At 75.7% G+C, this 21,114-nt stretch carries 14 protein-coding genes; 5 read left to right on the forward strand and 9 right to left on the reverse strand.

Annotated elements, in window-relative coordinates:
* Positions 1 to 29 precede the first annotated feature (29 nt).
* Genes AB0H83_RS04345 through AB0H83_RS04360 form a run of 4 tightly spaced genes read right to left on the reverse strand, consistent with a single transcriptional unit; the run spans position 30 to position 10,825 of the window.
* On the reverse strand, positions 30 to 3,959 hold the full coding sequence (locus AB0H83_RS04345) for a DUF5682 family protein (RefSeq protein WP_360086607.1): 3,930 nt from the start codon (positions 3,957 to 3,959) through the stop codon (positions 30 to 32).
* Positions 3,943 to 5,127 (reverse strand): AAA family ATPase, encoded by a 1,185-nt coding sequence (locus AB0H83_RS04350; RefSeq protein WP_360086610.1) that lies wholly within the window; start codon positions 5,125 to 5,127, stop codon positions 3,943 to 3,945. Before AB0H83_RS04350 ends, AB0H83_RS04345 begins: the two co-directional genes overlap by 17 nt.
* A complete protein-coding gene (locus tag AB0H83_RS04355) occupies positions 5,124 to 9,941 on the reverse strand; it encodes a hypothetical protein (protein ID WP_360086613.1) in 4,818 nt (1,605 codons plus the stop codon). Before AB0H83_RS04355 ends, AB0H83_RS04350 begins: the two co-directional genes overlap by 4 nt.
* Entirely contained in the window at positions 9,938 to 10,825 is an 888-nt protein-coding gene (locus tag AB0H83_RS04360) for a DUF4132 domain-containing protein (protein ID WP_360086616.1), read from the reverse strand. The genes AB0H83_RS04355 and AB0H83_RS04360 overlap by 4 nt, the downstream gene beginning before the upstream one ends.
* Before the next feature lie 157 nt (positions 10,826 to 10,982).
* On the opposite strand from AB0H83_RS04360, the gene AB0H83_RS04365 reads away from it, so the two are divergent.
* The 4 genes from AB0H83_RS04365 to AB0H83_RS04380 all read left to right on the forward strand — a co-directional run bounded on the left by AB0H83_RS04365 (position 10,983) and on the right by AB0H83_RS04380 (position 15,196).
* Entirely contained in the window at positions 10,983 to 11,774 is a 792-nt protein-coding gene (locus AB0H83_RS04365; protein ID WP_360086619.1) for a hypothetical protein, read from the forward strand.
* Positions 11,775 to 11,919: 145 nt separating this feature from the next.
* Positions 11,920 to 13,128 (forward strand): ROK family protein, encoded by a 1,209-nt coding sequence (locus AB0H83_RS04370; protein WP_360086622.1) that lies wholly within the window; start codon positions 11,920 to 11,922, stop codon positions 13,126 to 13,128.
* A gap of 239 nt (positions 13,129 to 13,367) precedes the next feature.
* Positions 13,368 to 14,564, forward strand: a complete 1,197-nt coding sequence (locus AB0H83_RS04375; protein ID WP_360086625.1) for a sugar efflux transporter — start codon at positions 13,368 to 13,370, stop codon at positions 14,562 to 14,564.
* A complete protein-coding gene (locus tag AB0H83_RS04380; RefSeq protein ID WP_360086628.1) occupies positions 14,561 to 15,196 on the forward strand; it encodes a hypothetical protein in 636 nt (211 codons plus the stop codon). Before AB0H83_RS04375 ends, AB0H83_RS04380 begins: the two co-directional genes overlap by 4 nt.
* On the opposite strand, the gene AB0H83_RS04385 is transcribed toward AB0H83_RS04380, so the two are convergent.
* Together AB0H83_RS04385 and AB0H83_RS04390 are read right to left on the reverse strand one after the other, a co-directional pair.
* Positions 15,138 to 15,995, reverse strand: a complete 858-nt coding sequence (locus AB0H83_RS04385; protein ID WP_360086631.1) for an oxygenase MpaB family protein — start codon at positions 15,993 to 15,995, stop codon at positions 15,138 to 15,140. The genes AB0H83_RS04380 and AB0H83_RS04385 overlap by 59 nt on opposite strands.
* Positions 15,996 to 16,073: 78 nt before the next feature.
* Complete coding sequence (locus tag AB0H83_RS04390; RefSeq protein ID WP_360086634.1) at positions 16,074 to 17,642, reverse strand: aminotransferase class I/II-fold pyridoxal phosphate-dependent enzyme; 1,569 nt, start codon at positions 17,640 to 17,642, stop codon at positions 16,074 to 16,076.
* An 81-nt stretch (positions 17,643 to 17,723) separates the two neighbouring features.
* Here AB0H83_RS04390 and AB0H83_RS04395 point away from each other — a divergent pair, with 81 nt between their 5' ends.
* A complete protein-coding gene (locus AB0H83_RS04395; protein WP_360087302.1) occupies positions 17,724 to 18,392 on the forward strand; it encodes a CGNR zinc finger domain-containing protein in 669 nt (222 codons plus the stop codon).
* 72 nt (positions 18,393 to 18,464) lie between these two features.
* Here AB0H83_RS04395 and AB0H83_RS04400 read toward each other — a convergent pair whose 3' ends face one another.
* The 3 genes from AB0H83_RS04400 to AB0H83_RS04410 form a co-directional block, all read right to left on the reverse strand.
* Complete coding sequence (locus AB0H83_RS04400) at positions 18,465 to 19,613, reverse strand: hypothetical protein (RefSeq protein WP_360086637.1); 1,149 nt, start codon at positions 19,611 to 19,613, stop codon at positions 18,465 to 18,467.
* 263 nt (positions 19,614 to 19,876) lie between these two features.
* Entirely contained in the window at positions 19,877 to 20,440 is a 564-nt protein-coding gene (locus AB0H83_RS04405) for a TerD family protein (RefSeq protein WP_360086640.1), read from the reverse strand.
* A gap of 174 nt (positions 20,441 to 20,614) precedes the next feature.
* A complete protein-coding gene (locus AB0H83_RS04410) occupies positions 20,615 to 21,109 on the reverse strand; it encodes a hypothetical protein (protein WP_360086643.1) in 495 nt (164 codons plus the stop codon).
* Positions 21,110 to 21,114 lie beyond the last annotated feature (5 nt).

Consider the following 21,114-nt stretch of genomic DNA (forward strand, 5'->3'; position numbering starts at 1 on the left):
CCGCGGGGGCACGACGCTCACTGGGTTGCTCATGCACGCACCTTCTCCCCGACCCAGCGGGCCAGCTCCAGGGGGCTCAACGCGGCGACCGGCATGCCGCAGGCGACGAGCTGCGAGGCCACCGACACCGAGTACCGGGGGCGGCCCCCGTCGTCGAGGCTCGCGCAACCCAGCACCGTCGCGCCCGACTCGACCAGCGACCGGGTCTCCGCGAGCAGGCCGCCGAGGGGGTACCCCTCCTCGAAGTCGCTGACGACGACGACCAGCGTGCGCGACGGTACCGTCACCAGCGACCGCGCATGCCGCAACCCTGCCGCGATGTGGGTGCCGCCGCCGACCTGGACCTCCAGCAGGAGGCTCAGCGGGTCGCTGACCCGGTCGGTGAGGTCGACGACCTCGGTCGAGAAGGCCACGAAGTGCGTCGTCAGCGCCGGTACCCCGGCAAGGATCGCCCCCGTCAGCGCCGACCAGATGACCGAGGCCTCCATGGACCCGGAGACGTCGACGACGAGCACGAGCCGCCAGTCGACGCCGCGGCGCGCCTTGGTCCGGAACACCGGCCGCTCCGGAATGACCCGCACCCGTCCGTCGTCGTCGCGGCGGGTCGTGGCGAGGTTGGCGCGCAACGTCCGCGGCAGGTCGAGGGGCCCGCCCGGCCGGCGGGTCGGCCGCGGCGTCGTGATCCCTGCCAGGGCCGGCCGCAGCCGGGCCGCCAGCTGCCGGGTGAGCTCCTCGACGATCCGCGCGACCAGCGGCCGCAGCCGCGCGACCGCCGACTCGGGCATGGCACCGGCGAGCGACAGCACCGTCTGCAGCAGCTCCACCGACGGGGTCACCGCGTCGGGGTCGAGCAGGAACGCGGCCTCCCGCCGCCCGGCCTCCGCGGCGCGGGCGAGGACCTCCTCGCGGATGCCCGGCCCGAACAGCGCCGACAGCTCCTCGGCCCACTCCCGCACCCCGGGGAACGGCGCCTCGCGCCCCGCCCGCCCGGCCGCGTCGGCCCGCGACCCTTCGCCGGTGCCGGCACCGTACAGCTCGTCGAGCGCGGTGGCGTACCGCGCCGCGCCCGGACCGAGCTCGTCGGACCGCCGGCCGAGCAGCAGCCGCCATCGGTCCACTGTGGACAGTGTGCGGTCGGCCGCGGGCGTGCCAGGCACGACGGTCCCGCCCGGCGGGGCCTCCTCGGTGGGCGCCACGGCCGCGCCCGGCGTGGCGTCCTCGTCGGCCGCATCAGTGCCCGTCACGGCCGCGCCCGGCGTGGCCTCCCCGTCGGCCTCCCCGTCGGCCGCCTCGGTGGGCGCCTCGGTGGGCGCCTCGGCGGGCGCCACGGCTGACGGCGCGGGCCCGGCGGGCGACGTCAGGCCGTACTCGGCGAGGGCCGCCGCGCCAGCCCGGTCGGCGAGGAGCCTGACGAGCAGCTCGTCAGGTGCCGCGCCGGCGATGTCGCGGGCCGACGCGGTGTCGCCGAGGCGCTGCTCGACGACCGCGAGCAGCCGGTCCCGGCCGGCGGGGCTGACCGCCTGGAAGCCGCCGCGCAGCGCCGGCAGCCGGGACAGGAAGTCGGCGTCAGGCAGGGTCTCGACCCTGTCGAGGAGACCGCCGAGGATGTCGTCGCCGGCCTGCAGCAGCGGCTCCGCGGCGGTGAGCAGCCCGCGGAGGCGGCCGAGCAGCCGCCGCCGGCCGTCGTCGGTGCGGGCCCCGTCGACCCACGACGCCAGCCGCGTGCCGAGCGCCGCCGGCTCGGTGAGGCCGAGGATCACCTGTACCGCACCCGCAGCCGCCGACATGACGGGGGTGCCCTCCCCGGCGAGCCGGTCGACCGCGGCGGAGAGCCAGAGCCCGACCCCGGCAGCGTCGGCGCGCTGGGCGAGGGCGACCAGCGCCCGTACGTCGTCGACGGACTCGGAGCCGGTCAGGCCGTCGACCTGCCGGACGGCGGCGGACTCCAGGGACTCGATCACCGGCGCCAGGTCGCCGAGCAGGCCGGCCGGCATGCCGGGCACGTGCCCGCGGTCCAGCCGGTCGACGAGGGCGAGCGCTGCCATCAGCTCCTCGAGGCTGGCCGCGGCGGGCACCTGGGCGGCGACCTCCGCGACCCGCTCCCGGGTCAGCGGGACCAGCCCGCACCCCGCGGCGACGGCGAGGCCGTCGATCAGCTGCGCCGAGGTCGGGCCGTTGTCGTCCTGCTCGAGCCGGCGGCGGTGCCGCAGCGTGCCCTCGGCCGCCTGGGCCAGGGTGACGCCGCGGATGCCGGCGAGCTCCAGCATCGCCTCCGTGCCGGGCACCCACTGCACCGTCCACCGCGTGGTGAGCGCGTCGGTGCCGCCGGCGCCTTCGACGGCGACGCGTTCGGCGTACGGCACCCGGCACACCTCCAGCTGCCGCAGCGTCACCTCCCGCCGCCGGTCGAGGTCCGAACGCAGCGAGTCCAGCCGCAGGTCGCGGGACTTCTCGCCGGGCCCGGGCAGGCGCAGCTCGCCGACGAGGGCCTCGACCGCGGGCCGCAGCCCCGAGCGGGGCGTGCCGGGCGCGAGGACCCCCCGCTCGTCACCGACGAGCACCTGCTCCATCGCGGTCGCGACGACCCGGCCCCGGCCGAGGACCTCGCCGTGCGCGACGACGCTCTGCAACGCCTCGACGATCTCGCCGCGGCCGGGTGCCGGCAGCGCCCGCAGCCGCGCCAGGTCGCTCGCGAGCCGGTACGCCTCCCGAGCCTCCGCCGGTCCCGCCGGATGCCCGGCCGCGCGGACCCGCGCGCACACGTCGACGATCGCGCCGAGCGCGGCCCGCTCCACGTCCGCGGGCCGCCCACCGGCGGCGACGACCGCCTGCTGCCAGCGGGGGTCACGGATCCCGGCCGGGTACCCGGACCGGGCGTCGAGGAGCGAGAACGCGTACGGCACCAGCGACGTGACGACCTCGCCCCCCTTCCCGGCCCGCCGCGTCGCCGCCGGCTTGTCGGTGGGCCGGTCCTCCTGCTTGTCGACGTCGAGCAGCGCCCACGCGTGGAACGAGCCGACGACCGCGGCCACCCGTCGCCCCTCCAGGGCCGCGAGGTGCCGGCGCATCCACGCCTCGCGGCGCAGGTCGAGGGCGGTGACGCCGTCGCCGGTGTCGTGCCGCATCGCCCAGCCGACGAGCAGTGCGGCCCGGCGTACCGCCTCCGGTGCCGCGCCGGGGGACCGGGCCTCGACGACCCGGTCCCACATGTCCTCGTCGGGCCGTCCCGTCGCGGCCCGCCGCAGGGCGTCGCCGAGCAGCCGCAACCCTTCGGGGGCGACCGTGGCGGGCACCTTCACGCCGCCCGGGTCCGGGGCGGTTGCGGCCGCCGGGGCGTCGTGGGCCGGTGCGGTCGCCGGTGCAGCGGCGGCCGGTGCGGTGGCCGGGGTGTCGTGGGTGGGTGCGGTGGCCGGTGCAGTGGCGGCCGGTGCGGTGGCCGGGGCGTCGTGGGTGGGTGCGGCGGCCGGGGTGTCCTCCGGGAGGTCCTCGTGCCAGGCGCGGTCGGCCAGAGGCAGGTCGCACGGGATCACCTCGACGCCGTTGCGGGCCGCCCAGCGCACCGCGACCAGCTCCGGGGAGAAGTCGGCGAACGGGTAGAACGCCGCGGTGCCGCGGGGGCCGGCGACGCCGGCGAGGGCGACCGGTGCCGTGGTGGCCGGGTCGGCCAGCCACGGCAGCCAGTCGGCGAACTCGGCCGGCAGCTCCAGCAGGAGCACCTCGGGCCGGGCCGCGTCGAGGAGGTCGTCCATGACCGCGGACAGCGCCGGCGAGTGGTGCCGCACCCCGATCAGGTACGGCGCCGTCGACTCCGCGAGCGCCCGCAACGCCCCGCCAGGCACCGCCCCAGCGAGCCCACCAGACCCGTCGAGCCCACCAGACCCGCCGGACCCGCCGGACCCGTCGAGCCCGCCGGACCCGGCAGGGCCGGCGGACGCAGCGGTGTCAGGACTTGAGGACATCGCGGAGCTCCCACAGCTGGGTCCACAGCCGGGACCCCTCCTCGGCGCGGCGGCGCACCGCGCCGTCCCAGTAGCCGAGCAGCTTCGCCCCGTCGGCCGGGTCGTCCTTGCACACGACGCCCTGCAGGTGGGCGGGCAGCAGCGACAGCACGTCGCGGTCGCCCGGGAAGTACGCGGCGGCCAGGCCCAGGGAGGTGGCGACGGCGACCGCCTCGGCGGTGCTCATGACCGTGGAGGGCCGGTCGACCTCCCAGCCCTCCACGGACCGCCCGGCCCGCAGGTCGCGGAACGCGGTCACCAGCGCCTCGAGGACCGCCTCGTCGACGGCGAACGGGGTGCGCACCCGGTCGAGCGCGGCCCGCGCCTGCCGGCCGACGAGCGCGGTCTCCTCCGCCAGGTCGGGGATGGGGCCGACGGTCTCGAAGTTGAACCGGCGTTTGAGCGCGGCCGACATCTCCGACACGCCGCGGTCGCGGAGGTTGGCGGTGGCGATGAGGGTGAAGCCGGGCGCGGCGTGGATCGTGGCGCCGGCGGTGCCGGACAGCTCCGGCACCGCGATGCGCCGGTCGGACAGGATGGACACCATCGCGTCCTGCACCTCGGGCAGGCAGCGGGTGATCTCCTCGACGCGGGCGACGGCGCCGGCCCGCATCGCGGTCAGCACCGGCGACGGCACGAGCGCCTCGGGGCTGGGGCCGCCGGCGAGCAGCAGCGCATAGTTCCACCCGTAGCGCAGCTGATCCTCGGTGGTGCCGGCGGTGCCCTGCACGACCAGCTCGCTGGTGCCGCAGACCGCCGCCGACAGCAGCTCCGACAGCATCGACTTGGCGGTGCCGGGCTCGCCGACGAGCAGCAGGCCGCGCTCGCCGGCGAGGGTGACGACGCAGCGCTCGACGAGCGCCCGGTCACCGACGAACTTGCGGCTGATCGCCAGCTTCGCGGGCAGCCCGGCGGCGCGGGCACCCTTGGGCAGGGTGAGCTCCTTACCGTCGCTGCCGACGATGAACGTCACCACGGCGCGCGGGGTGAGCCGCCAGCCGGGCGGGCGGGCGCCGTCGTCGTGGGCGGCCAGGAACGCCAGCTCGCCCGCGTGCGCGTGCTCGGCCGGGTCGACCTGCCGCACGGGGCTCGGGTCGAGCCCGGCCGCGGTCTCCAACGTGGTGCTCATCGACGCCCTCTCGTGGTGAGTTCTTCGAAGCGGGGGTGGTCGCCGCCGGTGACCCTGGCCCAGGCCACGGCGAACAGTGCCGGCGCGGGTGCGACGGGGATGACGGAGCCGAGGCCGGTCACGTCGTCGCCGTCGCGGATGAACAGTGGCAGCTTCCACCGCTCGAACGGCAGGTGCGGGCTGGACAGCGCGATCCAGCCGCCGGGCAGGAACAGGGTCCGCCCGGCCCGTGCCCGTTTCGCCTCCACGACCAGGTCGGTGGCGGCGAGCTCGGCGCGGGCCTTCTTCAGCCGGGCCGGTTTCCAGCCCGTCCAGGCCGCGACGTTGCGGTCGGTCGGGTCGGGCAGGGCGAGCAGCTGCAGGTAGAGCGTGGCCGCGTCGGCGCCGATGCCGTGCTTCGCGGTGACCTCGGCGACGAGGTCGGGCGCGGAGCGGGACGGGTCGTGGTCCTCCTCGGCGCCGGCCTCGGCGGCGGCCGCCGCGACCCAGTCGTCGAGCTGGCCGCCGAGGATCGCCCGCATCGCGGTGATGAACCGCGGGGAGGAGTCGAGCTCGGTGAGCAGTGCCGCCAGCCGCGGGTCGTCGGGGCCGGTGAGCCGGGCGGGGCGCAGCAGGATCGACGGCCAGTGCCGGTCGACCTCGGCCTTGTAGAGCCCGGCGTCGTGGGTGGTGCCGTCGACGGTGACGGGCAGCCCGATCTTGGCGATGAAGTCGGGCAGCTTGTCGCCATACAGCGCGCCGATCGGCAGCTCCAGCGCCGGGTCGGCGAGGCGCTGCCGGACCAGCTCCAGCACCCGGGGCAGCCCGGCGCGCAGGGCGTGCCCGGCCGGCAGCCGGCGCACCAGCCACGGCACGGTGCGGGTGACCGCCATGACCAGGTCGCCGACGCCCACCCCCTCGACGGGCCCGTGCAGCCAGCGGCACGTCTCCGGGTTGGCCAGGCCGTGCACGAACGCCGAGGCCCGGATGCCGGCGGTGATGCGGGCCTTGCGCACCTCGACGACGAGGTCGTCGGGCAGCGGGGTCCTCGCCCCGTAATACTGCACGTGCCAGGCGCCGGCGCCCTCGACGGACGGGCCGGTGGTCCACAGGCCGGCCGGGTCGTCGGGCAGCAGCGCCACGGCGAGGCTGTGGCGCTCGGGCCGGCCAAGCGCGTCGCGGTCGCCGACCGCGCCCTCGACCGCGGCGTCGGTGAGCGCCGGGTCGATCTGCCAGTCCTCCGGGCGCCGCTCCTGCCAGTCCTTGAAACCGACCGGGTCGGCGAGCAGGACCGCCGCGTCGGCAAGCGTGATGCCGGCCGCCGCCGACAGCGCCGGGACGAGCTCGGGGCGCCACGGCAGCGGCCCCCGCTCCCGGGCCGCGGCGATGAACGCGGTGAGCCGCCCGGTGTCCCATCCGTGCGGGTCCAGCACGTGGTGGTTGGTGATGGCGTGGCCGGCGACCGCGCCGAACGTGCCGTCGGGGGAGTACTCGACGGCGGTGACCTCACCGTCGGACGTGTCGACGCGCAGCACGACGAGCCGCCGCTGGCCGGCGGTGACGACGTCGCCGGGCTTGGGCAGCGCGGTGAGGTCGTCGGCCTTCAGCCACAGCCGGCGCAGCCGCCCGCCGGGCGTGAGCAGCCCCGACCCGGCGATGACCTCGAGCAGGCCGAGCAGGTTGGTGTGGTGCTCGGCGGAGATCAGCGGCGACACCGTGCGGTACGCCACGGCGGGCAGCGCCCCGACGACCTCGAACCAGTCGGCGTCGGCGGTGCCGGCGACCGGCGCGATCGGCCGCTCCGGCTCCCGGCCGAGCAGCGCCGCACCCACGTGCAGGAAGAGGTTGGCCGCGACGTGGCTGTAGTCGTAACAGCTCGGGATGAGCCCGGACAGCGCCGCGTTGAGCACCCGGTCGTGCGGCAGGTGGGCGTCGGGGTCGACCTGCGCGGTGCCGGCGGAGATCGCCGCCGTGGCCGTGGTCAGCGCCACGAGCCGGGCGGTGGAGCGGGCCGCCTGCTTCACCACGCCGCTGATCCCGGCGACGAGCGCCGGGGCGCCGACCTCGGGGAACGCCTCGCCGACGAGCTTGCGGGCGGTGTCGGCGTCGATCCCGGCCTCCGGGCCGACGAGGTCGGCGACGGCGGCGAGCAGCCGCGTCACCTGCTCGTCGGTGGCGGCCCGCAGCGCCGCCGAGCCGGCCTCGTCGCGGACCCGCAGGAAGTGCCAGTAGGTCACCGGGGGCAGCATGCGGGTGCCCTCCCGGAACGGGTCCTGCTTCAGGTTCGTCTTCAGTGTGGCGATCTCGGTGCCGTCGGCGGCGCACAGGATGATCCGGTTGTCCCGCCACGACTCCTGATACACCATGCCGTAGACGGTGTCGGAACCCGGGAACCGGATCGCACCGACCAGCCGGCCGTGCCGCCGGCGCCGGCCGGCCCGCCCGACCTGCTCCGGGACGGTGAACGTGCGGCCGTCGACGCCGGTGCCGGTCTGCCGGCCGGACTCCGACTCCCGCACCCGCCAGCCGACCAGCCCGTCGCGGTGGCCGAGCGGGCTGCCCGCCGCCTGCGCCGGAGCCGGCAGCAGCTGCGAGGCGTCGTGCTGCAGCGGCTCGCCGTCGACGGCGCCGGCCTCGAAGAACGCCGGCAGCGACGGCCGGCCGAGGGCGCCGGTGCGCACGTCATACTCGTGCCAGCGCCACGACTCGTCGGCGCCGGACTGCGCGAGCGTCCAGTAGTGCTGGCCGTCGCTGCACACCGGCCCGCGCTCCTGCGCCGACCGGTCGCCGGCGTGCAACGGCCGGCCGCCGGCGGTGCGGCCGCCGCCCGGCAGGGCGAGCGAGATGTGGCCGCTGGTGGTGAACGACTCGCCGGAGCTGGTGAACACGTCGTCGGCGGTGCCGCTCCAGTAGCCGGCGCGCTCCTCGCCGACGTCCCAGCTGACCAGCAGCTGCCCGTCGACGTAGCGCAGGACCGTGTTCCAGTCGTAGCGCCGCTGGCCGGTCGGGATGCGCAGCGTGTGCTCCAGCTCGACGCCGTCGGCGCCGACGACGGTGACCTGATCGCCGGCGCGCACCAGTAGCTGCGGCCACTGCCGCTGCAGCCGCACCTTCGCGTCGTAGGTGTCGTCGTCGGACTCGACGGCGGCCTCGCCGATGAGCGTGTCGACCGCGGCCTCCAGCGCCGGCCAGCCGTATTCGTCGAAGACCCCGGCGCGCAGCGTCGCGGCGAGGGCCGGGCCCAGGTCGTGCTCCGTGATGCGGCGCACCGCCTCCGGGTTGACCGCGAGCCCCTCCGGGCAGGCGATGAGCGCGAGCCGGTCGAGCTGCTCGTCGATGCCGGGCAGGCCCTGCCCGGTCACGCTGTCGGCGAGCCGGTCCATCCACCAGTGCAGCGCCGTGCGCAGGCCCGGCACGGCGACGACCGCGGCGACCTGCTCCGGCGACACGGTGGTGCGGTGCCAGCTGGGACGCAGGTGCCCCTCGATGCTGTCGGCGAGGCGCGGCAGCAGCCGCTCGTGCGCGGCGACGTGGGCGAGGTCGCGGCGGCCCGGCTTGTCGTCCTTGAGCCACTTCTCGACCGGGCAGCTCGCGTTGGCGGCGACCTCGCCGAGGGGCACGCCGAGCTCGAGGCACAGGTCGACGACGTCGAGGTCGACATAGCCGCTGGAGGAGCACAGGTCGGCCGGCACGCCGTCGGCGCGCAGCCGCGGCGCCATCCGGGCCACGAGCGCGCACTGCGCCGCCAGCCGCTCCCGCCGCCAGCCGGAACGGTGCTGGTGCAGGCGGGTCAGCCAGCCGGCGGGGCCGTCGGGCGACTCGGCCTCGGCGGGCACGGTGCCGGCCGGCTCGGTCAGCGCGGCGGTCGCCCCGGACTCATCGAGGATCTCCAGCCAGGTCTCGTCGGGGCAGTTGCCGGGGAACATCGCCAGCAGCTGGCCGCGCACCGCCGGGTCCTGCCGGGCGACGGACACCAGGACCGGCCGGTAGGCGGTCCAGAACCCGCCGGGCGCCCGCACGATCGACGGGGCGGTGAGCAGCACCCGCAGCAGCGCCTCCTCCTCGTCCTGGCCGAGCTTCGCCGCCTTCGCCAGCCGGCGCAGGTCGGTGTGCATCGACGCATACGGCGGCATCCCACCGAGGGTCCGCTCCACGCACAGCCGGCGGAACCGCTCATACGCCGTGGCCGCGTCGGCGCGGGCGGCGAGGTCACGCGCATACGCCGACAGGGCCTTCGCGGTCAGCGCGCCGGCGAGGGCGAACTCCAGGAAGACCGTGTGCTGCCGGTCCTCGTCGATCCGCAGCGCGAACGCGCGCTCGGCGTCGCGGGCCTTGCCGAACATCGACGCCGCATAGGTCGGGCTGTCGGCGGCGAGGAACGCCCGCGCGGCCTCCTCGTAGAACGTCGGCAGGAAGTGCGGCACGGAACGCGCCAGCCGGTCGCCGAGCTCGACGAACCCGTCGCGGGCCGGGCCGATGCGCGACTTGGCGATCCGCACGAGCCGCTCGATGTCCTTGACGAGCGCGAGGGCGTGGTGACCGTTGGCCGGGTCGTGCACCAGCGCCCACGCGGGGAACCCGAGCGCCTGCTGGCGCACGACCCCGACCTCGGCGACCGCCTCGGGCGCCTCGAAACCGAGGAACTCCATGGTGAGGTCCTCGGCGGGCCCGAGCGTGCCCGGCACGAGCCGTACGACGGTGCGGTCGCCGAGGACCGGGTGCCGGTAGGCCCGGGTGGTCAGCGTGTCGATCGTGTCCTGCGCCAGGCCGGCGCCGGACGGCAGCACCGCCCCGGCGTCGAGCAGAGCTTCTGAGACGCTTACTGGGACGGTCATGCCTCTTCCTCTTCCTTGCTCTCCTCGACGACCCGGCCCGCATAGAGCGCGGCGGCCATGCGCATGCCTTCGGACCAGGCGACCGGCCCGACCTCACCGAGCGGCAGCGACGTGCCGTCCTCCCGGACGAACACCAGGTCGCCGGTCTCGGTCTCGTAATAGGGGTCGTCGGAGCCGACCCAGCTGCGGGCCTCGACGGTGCGGCCGCCCTCGAACACGCGGCAGATCGCGGAACCGCCCTTCACCGGATAGCCCAGCGACGACGAGCGTGCCGTCAGGTGCCGCAGCTCGGCGAACTTGCCGCCGGCATAGTCGCTGACGCGGGTCGCGGTCGGCTCGACGTCGGCGCCGCGCGTCCACGTCTGGCGGAACAGCTGGTCGACGGACTGCTGCACGCTCAGGTCGGCGGCGAACTCCCGCAGGTCGTCGAGGTCGGCCAGCTGCACCGGGTGGGGGATCGCGACCCGCGCCGCCGGCAGGCGGACCGTCTCGCCGTCGAGGTTGACGATGCCGATCGTGCCGCCGCCGTCGCCGGACGCGTCGCGCAGGAACCCGACCTCGTCGGGGTCCCACCCGCCGTCGTCGTCGAGGACGGCGACGACCAGATCGGTCAGCGCGGCCCGCCACACCTCGTCGGCCCAGACCCGGGCGAGGACCTCGGCGGGCACAGGCAGTGACCGGACCATCCACCGGTCGACCTGCTCGCGCACCTGCGCCTGGTGCCGGCCCAGCCACTCCTGCAGCTGCTTGAGCCCGAACACGACGGCGTCGTCCTTCAACGCCGGCGGCACGGACTTGAGCAGCTTTCCCTTGGCGTTACGGCACGCTATGCGCCCGGCATCCAGGGTGACCTCATAGCCACCGCCGGCGGTCAGCCACGTCATGCGATCCCTGCCTCATCGGGTCTCGGACTACCTTGACCCCCGGCAGGTTAGTCACAGGGTGCGACATTTTTTGAAGCCGGCCGTCCGGGCGGTGGGCGGGATGACCGGGACGTCCGGATAGATGTGGGAAACATCCGCCACCCGTTACCGTGTCGGCATGGCGCTGGAGCCGTATCCGACCACCGACCCGCCCGCCCGGGACCGGCACGGCCGCGGCGGCGCGCTGTGGCTCTCCCTCGACGCCGCGGGACGACTTGCCGCGGCGATGGACCGGGGCGGCCCGGGCGGCGACCTGCGCGAGCGGCTGGCCCGCGCGGCCGGCGGCAGCACCCGCGACGGGCTGGTGCCGTGGTGCGTGCGTGCCGGGGTGCCGTTCGACGCGCGCCGGCATGACGGGCGCCGGACCACGTCCGTCCACCGTGGACATCCGATCCTGGTCACCGAGGAGGCCGGGCGCCGCAGGATCCTGCTGCTGGAGTTCTGGGACTCCATCTCGGACTCCTTCGGGTTCCGGTTCAGCGAGGTGTACGACCACCCGACGGCCGGTCGGCACACCTTCGACGTCGACACGGCCCGGCGGGCGATCGTCCTGTTCGGACGGTCCGGGGTGGACGGTCACGACGGCGAGGTGGCCGCCGTCGCGGCGTTCCGGGCCCGGGTCGCGGCCGGCGAGCTCGGCCCGCACCTGCCGCCCGGCGGCAACCGCGACCTCGTCGAGCGCTGGATCACCCCGTACACCTCCATCCGGCGGCTGAACGAGCTCCTCGGCGCGGCGCCGGGCGCAGACCCGCAGGCCCGGCTGGCGCGGGGCTTCCGTGACCTGGTCGAGCGGGGCGAGATCGGCGACGGGCTGCCGCTGCGGCAGGCGCGCGACCGGGTGCAGGCCCTGTTCGCCGAGGCGGGCGTGCCCGCCGAGCCCGCCGACTCCCACTGGATCAGCAGCGACTGACCGCGTGGCACCATGGGAGCAGCACGCGCGGCGAAGCGCCCATGTTCTGTCAAGTCCTGACAGATACCAACGCCGGATACCGGTTCGGGACGGATACTTTCAGTAAGTCCTTGACAGAACACGTCCGCGCCGTGAGGATCGCGCCGTGGCGGCCCAGCGCATCGAACCTCACACCCTCTGGCACCCCGACACCGGTGGTGCGGGCCGGCGGGTGGCCGAGACGCTGCGCCTGTACGGTCCCCGCACCCGTGCCGAGCTCGTGCACCTCAGCGGCCTGTCCCGCCCGACGGTGTCCTCGGCCCTCGCCGATCTCGGCGGCGCCGACCTCGTGAGCGAGCAGGTGGGTGCCGCCGCCAGACCCGTCGGCGGCCGCCCCGCGTCGGTGGTGCGGCTGACCCGCCGGGCCGGGATCGCCGTCGGCGTCGACGTCGGCCGCCGGCACGTGCGGGTCGCCCTCGCCGACCTCGGCCACGCGGTGCTCGCCGAGCGGCAGTCCCGCACCGACTTCGACATCGACGACCGGCCCCGCGAGGCGCTCGACCTCGGCACCACCCTCGTCGACGCGGCGCTGGGCGACATCGGCGCCACCCGCGCCGACGTCGTGGGCGTCGGGCTCGGGGTGCCCGCGCCGATCACCCGCGACTGGCGCATAGGGTCGCCGGGGATGCTGCCCGGCTGGGCCGACGTGCTGCCGGCCGACGAGCTCACCCAGCGGCTGGCGCTGCCGGTGCGGGTCGACAACGACGCCAACCTCGCCGCCCTCGGCGAATACGTGTGGGGCGCCGGCCGCGGCTGCGCCGACCTGGTGTACGTGAAGCTCGCCACCGGCATCGGCGCCGGGATCGTGCTCGACGGCAGGCTGTACCGGGGCGCCGCCGGCACCGCGGGCGAGCTGGGCCACGTCACCCTCGACGCGCGCGGCCCCGTCTGCAGGTGCGGCAACCGCGGCTGCGTCGAGCTGTCCGCCGGCGGGCGCGCCCTGCTCAGCCACGCCCGGGTGGCGCACCCGGAGCTCACCGACCTGGCCGGGCTCATCGCGCTCGCGCAGGCCGGTGACCCCGGCTGCCGCCGGCTGCTCGCCGATGCCGGCACGCAGCTCGGGTACGCCCTCGGCAACCTGGTCAACCTCATCAACCCGCAGCGGGTCCTGCTCGGCGACGAGCTCGGCGCGGCCACCGACATCCTGCGCGAGCCGCTGCAGCGGGGGCTCGCCGAGACGGCGTTCACGGCGGCCGCGGCGTCGGTCGAGGTCGTGCAGAGCGTGCTGTCGCTGCGCGCCGCCGCACTCGGTGGCGTGGCGCTCGCGCTGGGTGTCGACACGGTCCCGTTCGCGGCGGCGTCACCCGCGCTGTGAGCGCCGGCGATCACCCGGGACGCTGACCCCGCGCCGGCCGCCACCCGGGACGCTGACCCCGTGCCGGCCGCCACCCGGGACGCTGACCGTGCGCCGGCCGCCACCCGGGACGCTGCCCCCGCGCCCGGCGGTAGCGTCGCCCCGCCGCTCGCGGCGCCGCAGTCCCGCCGGGGGAGGCGCGAGCGCCGTGAGCCGGTTCACCGGTACCGACGTCATCTTTAGCGGTAAGGTAGCGACTCGTGGTAACGAGCGCCCCGCCCAGCACCCCTGTCAGCACCACCCGGGCGCCGGGCGCGACCAGGCTCCTCGTGCCGCTCGGCGCGATGTTCCTCTTCGTCGGCCTGTCCACCGCGGTCGTCGGCCCGTTCGTGTCGCTGTTCCTCAGCACCGCCGTCAAGGCCGACCCGGTGCACGTCGCCGCGTTCCTGGTCGCCGGGCCGGTGTCGATGGTGGTGTCCTCGACCCTGATCGGCCGGCTGTCGGACCGGCGGCCCGTCCGCCGGAAGATCCTCGCCGGCGCGGCCGCCGCCGGGGCGCTCAGCGCGACCGCCACCGCGTTCGTGCGCGACTACTGGGTGCTGCTGGCGCTGACGGTGACGGTCACCGCGATCAGCGGCTCGCTGTTCCCGCAGGCGTTCGCGTACGCCCGGGAGGTCCTGGAGCGGCACGGCTCGACCCGCGCCGCGATGACGATCAGCACGCTGCGGATGCTGTTCTCGATCGCGTGGGTGGCGGGGCCGCCCGTGGCCGCGTTCCTGCTGGACGCCGGTGGGTTCCGCGTGCTGTACCTGTCCGCCGCCACCATGTACGCGGTGGCCGTCCTCGTCGCCGTGTTCGTGCTGGAGGACGTCGAACCAGCGGCTCCGCAGCAGCGGGCGGAGGGCGGCCACGCGCCGTCCACGGTGCTGCGGGTCGTCGCCGCGCTCACCCTGCTGCAGGCGGCCGGGGTGCTGGGCGTGCAGGCCATGTCGCTGTTCCTCAGCCACGACCTGCGCGGTTCGGTGCGCGACGCCGGCCTGGTGCTCGGGCTGTGCGCCGCCCTGGAGATCCCGCTGATGCTCGGCTTCGGCGCGCTGTCCACGCGCTGGCCGCTGCGCCGGCTCGTCACCGCCGGCGCCGGGCTGGGCGTGCTCTACTACGTGCTCGTCGCCGCCTCCGCGCACACCTGGCAGGTCGCCGCCGCACAGCTGGTCAACGCCAGCTTCATCGCCGCCGTGCAGGGCCTCGGCATCTCCTACGTGCAGGAGATGCTGCCGGGCGAGCCGGGCCGCGCGGCCACCCTGGCCGGCAACGCGTACCCGGTCGCCGCGATCGTCGCCGGGCCGCTGTTCGGCCTCGCGCAGCACCTCGGCTACCGTTTCGCCTACGCCGCCGCCGCGCTGCTGTGCACCGCGGGGCTGGCCCTGCTGCTCACCTCGCACCGGAGGCGCCGGTGACCGCGCTGCGCTTCGACGGGTGGATCGCCGGCATCGGCACCGCCGGCGGCACCCGCCTCGTCCTCGGCCACTGGCCGCGCTCGCCGTTCGGGCCGGTCAGCGACGTCATGGTGGAGCGCCCCGACGGCCACCGCGTCCTGCTGGCCGGCACCGCGCAGCTCGCCGGGTTCGTGGCCGGCACCTACCGTTTCGACGAGGTCCAGGTCGTCCCGGTCGATGTCGTCGTCGACGGTACGACCTGGGCCGCCGCCGCCGGTCCGCTCCGCCTGGACTTCACGACGGGCCGCCGTGGGGCGCTGGGCGGGCTGCTGCGGTGCGTGCCGCCGCCCGTGGCCCGGCACCCGCGCTGGATCGCCGCCGTCGACGCCCCGGCCCGCCTGCTGCTGCCGGGGGTCCGCACGCACGGCAGCGCCGGCAACGACCGGCACGAGTGGTACGGCGTGCAGGACCTGCACCGCATCACCGCTGCCACCGCCACCTGGGACGGCGCTGATCTCGGCGACCTCGCCGACGTGGACCCGCCGGTGCGCTTCGGCTTCGGCTCCACCCCGCGGGCCCCGTCCCTCGCCCGGGTCACGACGACCGTCGGCCCAGCTTCGCCAGGTCGTAGCCGTCGGGGTAGGACTTCGTGACGATCCCGTCGGCGAACAGCGGAGTGGTCCGCGGTGCGGCGAGCCGCAGCAGCCGGGCCCGCGCCCGCAGCGCCAGGTCCAGCCCCACCCGCGCCCACGCCGGCGGGTCCGGCACCGCGCAGGCGCGCCGCAGCGGCGGGTCGTACAGGGCCGCGACGAGCGCGTCGGCCGCGCCGCGCAACGGCTTCGGGAAGCGGCCGCGCAGCAGCTCCCGGCTGACCCGCTCGATGCGCTCCGCCTCTGGGGTGTGCCGCAGGTGCGCCGCCTCGTACGCGTCGAACCACTCCTCGAACGCCCCGTAGCCGGCGGGGATGTCACGCACCCCCATGCGCAGCCCGACCTCGCGGTAGTAGCGTGCGGCCGCCTCGCGCTCCTGCTCGGCCGGCGGGCGCCACCCGTACCGCTGCAGCCACCGCATCGGCACGACCACCAGTGCCGCCAGGACGTGGACGCTGTCATCGTTGTCGGCGGTGACGTGCCGGTGCGCCTCGTTCAGCAGGCGCAGCGCCAGCCGGCCGCGGGGGTGCTCGAAGCCGTGCAGGAGGATCTCGTACATGATGATGCCGGTGTCGTCGGCGCGCCGGCGCGGCTCGCTCAGCACCCGCCCGGTGCGCACCAGCTCCCGGGCGACGCGGGGCAGCGCGAACGACCGGTTGAACGCCAGGTTGAACGCCATCCGCATGTCCCAGGGGAACTCCTCGCGCAGCGTCAGCTGATGGATCAGCAGGTAGTCGGCGCCGGCGTCGCTGCCTTCGATACGTCGCAGATTGTCATATCGACCCCTTCTGATCCCCCGCATGGCTGTGCAGTCTACGGATCCGGTGGCCCACGGTGAAATCGGTGCGATGATGATCGATCCCGCTGGTCGCCGGGGTCGTCAGCGCGCACCGGTGAGCCGGCCGAGCATGTCGGCGAGCACGTCCGGGCCGGTGGCGAAGTTGAGCCGGACGAAGTCCCCGGTGTCCACCGCGGTCCCTTCGGAGAACTCCGCGCCGGCGCTGAGCCGCACCTTCGCGGCGCGCTCCAGGTGCCCGGCCGGGTCGGTGCCGCCCCAGCGGATCCAGCTGAGGTAGGTCGCCTCCGGCGGGTGGTGCGGCAGCCGCGCGGCGACGGCGTCGCGGTTGGCGTGCAGCAGCGCCCGGGTCCGCGCCAGCCAGTCCTCCGACTCCCGCCACGCCGCGACGGTCGCGACCCGCCCGAGGATGCTCGGCGTGCCGTACAGGTCCAGGGGCTGCGCGTCCAGCACCGCGCGCACCCGCTGCGGCCCGACGTGCGCGACGGCGAGCCGCAGCGCCGCCAGGTTGAACGCCTTCGTCGCCGACGTCATGGTGACGGTCCGGGCGGCGACGCCGGGGTCCAGGGAGGCGAACGGGGTGTGCCGGTGCGGCCGGTACGTGAGATCCGCGTGCACCTCGTCGGCGAGCACCACCAGGTCCAGCCGCTCCGCGACCGTGGCGAGGGCCTCGAGCTCGGCGCGGTCGAACACCCGGCCGGTCGGGTTGTGCGGGTTGACCAGCACCAGCAGCCGGCAGCCGGCGAGGCGCCGCTCAAGCCCGGCGGTGTCGAACGTCCAGCGGGTGCCGTCGTCGAGCATCGGCAGCGGCACGATGCGCCGCCCGGCGCGCGCGATGCTGGCCAGGAACGGCGGATACGCCGGGACGTGGACCGCGACGCCGTCACCGGGTGCGGTGGTGTGCTCCACCATCACCTGCAGGATCTGCAGCAGGTCGGTGAAGATCCTGGTCCGGCCCGGCAGCGGGGCCCACCCGTGCCGCTGCCGCATCCAGTCCTCGAACGCCTCGACGACCGGGTCCTCGCCGCGCCAGAACGGGTAGCCGAAGTCCTCCCGGTGCACCACCTCCAGGAGCCGGTCGCGGATCGCGGGGGAGACGCCGAGGTCCATGTCGGCGACCCAGGCGCCGATCGTGTCCGGCGCCGTGGCGCCCCATTTGACGCCGTGCCCGGCACGCAGCCGGGCGGTCTCGTCGCCGCGGGCCGGCGCGATGCAGTCGCGCAGGATCTCCACCTGCCCGTGGTGCTGGGCGAGCTCCTCGAACACGTGCTGCAGGGCGGCGCCCTGGGTGGCGACCCGGTCGGGGCCCTGGAACCCGGCGGGCGGCGTGCCGCGCAGCGCCTCGTGCGGCTGGGCGGCGCGCACGTCCTCGGCGAACCGCGCCCGGACCTGCGCGACCCTGGCGACGAGGTCGCCGACCCGCCCCTCGGCGGTGAACTCGGCGTCCCGGTCGCGCTGCGACGGCCGGCCCGCCACGAGGGTGCCCGCCCAGTACTCGACCACCCCGAGGCAGTGCGTGAGCAGCGCGAACGGCGAGTTGCCCCCGGGCAGCGGCCGGCGCCTGGCGCGCTCGTCGCCGAGCTCGGTGACGATGCGGACCATGCCGTCCAGCGCGCGGTCGGTGTAGTAGAGGTACTCCTCGGCGCTGATCATGCCGTCTCCTTCGCGTCACCTGTCTGACCGGTGACGCACACCTTGCGCCGGGACCTCGTCACCTGTCAAGGTGGTGACGTGATGTTCGTGTTCGTCAGTGGTGACCTCGCGCTGGACTTCGCCGGCACGCTCAAGTGGCGCCGCAGCGCGCCGGAGGAGCTCCTCGCCACCCCGGCCGACGCGGCCCGCTGGGCGGTCGAGGCGGGCGTGCTGAGCGCCGCCCCGCCGGTGTCGGCGGTGGATTTCGAGGCGCTGCTGGCGTTGCGGGAGCAGGTGTACCGGCTCGCCGCCGCGACTGCCGAGGGGCGCTCGTGGCCGGCGCGGGACCTGCGGGCGTTGAACGCGGCCGCCGCCGGGCCGTTGCCGGTGCGCAGCCTCACCGTCGGCGGGATCCGGCGGACGGGCGGCGCCGCCGAGCTGGGCGCGGCGGTCGCGGTGGCGGCGGTCGAGCTGCTCGGCACCGCCGGCGCGGCCGGCATCGTCCGGGAGTGCGCGTTCAGCGAGTGCACGCGGCTGTTCGTGGACCGGTCCCGGGCGGGAAACCGCGCCTGGTGCGGCATGGAGGAGTGCGGCAACCGGGTGAAGGCGGCGGCGTACCGGGCCCGCCGGGCGGGTCGCGGTGCCGGCGCGGCCGCGGGTGCCTCGGCGGGTGTTTCGGCGGGTGTTTCGGCGGGTGCTCCGGCCGGTGTTTCGGATGGTGCTTCGGCCGGTGTTTCGGATGGTGCTTCGGCCGGTCAGGAGGCCGGATAGGGGCGGCCGACGCGGTCTGTCAGGCGGTGTTTGTCGAGCGTGATTTGCCGAGGGGCGCTCGCCGGGCGGGGCTCAGGTGCCGGCGGGCGGGATGGCGGTGTCGGCGTCGCGCCAGGCGATGCGGTCGTAGCCGAAGGCCAGGCAGGCGTCGCGGATGCGGCCGGGCACCGGCTGGGCCTCGGCGCGCAGGACCAGCTCGCCGTCGACGTTGTACAGCGACAGCAGCACCGTCGGGCCCGGCGGCGGGGGCTGCAGCGGCACCTCGATGCGGGCGTGCCCGTGGGTGCTGATGAGCAGCGTGCCGACCCAGTGCGGCCCGGGGTCGGCGGCCGGGACGCCGAACACGATGAGCCGCCGCAGGTGCCGGCCGTGCAGCAGGTCCAGGCGCAGCCGCTGGTGCCCGGCCCGCCGGTCCATGGTGAGCGGGCCGAACGTCTCGCCCGGACGCAGCACCGACGACCAGCCGCTGTCCATCTGGTACGCGCACCCGAGCACGAACCCCTCGTCCGGCGACCACGCGGCCTCGAACGTCAGCATGCCGATGCCGGACTGCAGCCGGTTCAGCTGCACCGACGGGTGCTGCGGGGTCAGCACGGTCGGCGCCGAGCCGAGCGTCCGCGGCGGCGTGAACGCCGGCTGCGCCGCCCGCGCGACCGGCGCCGGGGCCCTCGTCGGCTCGCCGGGCAGGTCGAGGCTGGTCCCGCCGTGCCGCGGCGGCGCGACCGGGCCGGGCGTGGGCAGGTCGAGCGAGGTCCCCCCGTGCGGTGGCGCGACGGATGGCCCCGGCCCGGACAGGTCCAGGGACGTCTCGCCGTGCGGAGGTGGCCCGGCCGGGCCGGGACCGGGCAGGTCGAGCGAGGTCGCGCCCTGCGGCGGCGGTGCGGCCGGACCGGGAGCGGACAGGTCCAGGGACGTCGAGCCGGGCGGCGGCATGGCCGGTCCGGGCGAGGACAGGTCCGGGGAGGTCGCGCCGTGCGACGGGGCGGGGCCGGACAGGTCCAGGGACGTGCTCCCGGCAGGTGCGGCCGGCGACAGGTCCAGAGAGGTCACCGGCGGCGGCACCACCGCCGGGGCTGCCGCCGGGGTCGACGTCGTGGCCGCCGGGGCCGGAGCGGCCGGGCGGCGCCGGTGCCGGATCCACGACAGGTCGTCATCGGCGGCGGTGCGGGCGGGGACGCGGCCGCGGTGCCGCAGCCAGGACAGGTCGTCCGTCCCGCTCACGCCGTCACCTCCGCTGCGCTCCGGCGCCGCCGTGAGCCAAGACTGCGCCCATGGTTCGCGGCTCCTCCGCTACGCTGCGGCCCGCTCACGCCGTCACCTCCGCTGCGCTCCGGCGCCGCCGTGAGCCAAGACTGAGCCCATGGTTCGCGGCTCCTCCGCTGCGCTGCGGCCCGCTCACGCCGTCACCTCCGCTGCGCTCCGGCGCCGCCGTGAGCCAACACTGAGCCCATGGTTCGCGGCTCCTCCGCTGCGCTCCGGACCGCTCACAACCGGATCCCGTAGTCCGCCGCGAGGGCGGTGACGCCGTTGGCGTACCCGTCGCCGAGGACCTTGAACTTCCAGCCGCCGCTGTGCCGGTACAGCTCGCCGAGGGCCAGGCCGGTCTCCAGGTTCAGCGCCGGGGCCAGGTTCTCCGACCTGATCAGCTCCGCGTTGCCGTCGAGGTTCAGGACCCGGATGACGCACGACTTCAACCGGCCGAGGGTGCGGCGGGCCGCGATGCCCTCGTTGACGTACATGACGATCACGATCCGGGTGACCTCGGCCGGCGCGGCGAGCAGGTCGACCTCGATCTGGTCCTGGTCCTCGCCCATGACGTCGCGCAGCTGCTGCACCGACAGGTCGGGGGAGGCGAGCTGGTTGAAGTACACGAAATGCCGGTCCGACAGCGCGTCACCGTCGCCGCGGCACAGGATGGCGGCGACCACGATGTTGTCGGCGAGCACCTGCTCCGGGCCCGCGTTGTACTGCACCCCCAGCACCACACCCCGCAGATCGGGGATCTCCCGGGTCAGGGTGACGTTCGCCCCCCGCTTCATCTCCTTCATGGCGCCACCTCCGCTGCGCTCCGGCGCCGCCCTGAAGTAGCCCTGAGCTGCTGATTCGCGGCTCCTCCGCTGCGCTGCGGCCCGCTCATGCCGTCACCTCCGCTGCGCTCCGGCGCTGGCCTGAGCTCCACCCTGAGCCGATGATTCGCAGCCCTCCGCTGCGCTGCGGGCTGCTCATGGCAGGTCCAGGTCGGAGCCGGAGAACTTGGTGCGCAGGAAGTTGCCCTGGGTGGCGAGGGCGTCACGGTCCTGGCCGCGCACCGCGACCAGGATGTTGGACGCGGCCTCCTGCAGCAGGTCGAGCTGGGCCAGCAGCTCGGGCACCGGGCCGGGACGGTCGCGCATCGACGCCTCCAGGTTGAGGTAGCTGCGAAGGGTGGTCGGCAGGAAGTCCTCGACCGTGTTGCGCACGAGCAGCACGGCGTGGATGTCCAGGGGACGGTTCGCCGAGGTGTCCAGGATCTCCCGGAGGGTGTCGGTCAGCCAGCGGGCCTTGACGACCGCGGCGGTCGGCAGCCTGGACGCCTGCTGGTTGACGAAGTGCTCGGCGTCCAGGATGCGCCGGCGGATCTGCTCGGGGTCGCCGACCGCCTCGCTGGTCCGGTCGGCCGCGGGCTCGGGGGCAGGCGCGGGCTCGTCGGCCTCCCCCCACCATCGCAACCAGCGCACGGGTG

The organism is Dactylosporangium sp. NPDC050688, assembly GCF_040654515.1.
Lineage (GTDB): Bacteria > Actinomycetota > Actinomycetes > Mycobacteriales > Micromonosporaceae > Dactylosporangium.

Coding starts and splice junctions, on each gene's coding strand:
- AB0H83_RS04345 (WP_360086607.1), bottom strand. CDS start 3,959: ATGTCCTCAAGTCCTGACACCGCTGCGTCCGCCGGCCCTGCCGGGTCC.
- AB0H83_RS04350 (WP_360086610.1), bottom strand. CDS start 5,127: ATGAGCACCACGTTGGAGACCGCGGCCGGGCTCGACCCGAGCCCCGTG.
- AB0H83_RS04355 (WP_360086613.1), bottom strand. CDS start 9,941: ATGACCGTCCCAGTAAGCGTCTCAGAAGCTCTGCTCGACGCCGGGGCG.
- AB0H83_RS04360 (WP_360086616.1), bottom strand. CDS start 10,825: ATGACGTGGCTGACCGCCGGCGGTGGCTATGAGGTCACCCTGGATGCC.
- AB0H83_RS04365 (WP_360086619.1), top strand. CDS start 10,983: ATGGCGCTGGAGCCGTATCCGACCACCGACCCGCCCGCCCGGGACCGG.
- AB0H83_RS04385 (WP_360086631.1), bottom strand. CDS start 15,995: ATGCGGGGGATCAGAAGGGGTCGATATGACAATCTGCGACGTATCGAA.
- AB0H83_RS04390 (WP_360086634.1), bottom strand. CDS start 17,642: ATGATCAGCGCCGAGGAGTACCTCTACTACACCGACCGCGCGCTGGAC.
- AB0H83_RS04395 (WP_360087302.1), top strand. CDS start 17,724: ATGTTCGTGTTCGTCAGTGGTGACCTCGCGCTGGACTTCGCCGGCACG.
- AB0H83_RS04405 (WP_360086640.1), bottom strand. CDS start 20,440: ATGAAGGAGATGAAGCGGGGGGCGAACGTCACCCTGACCCGGGAGATC.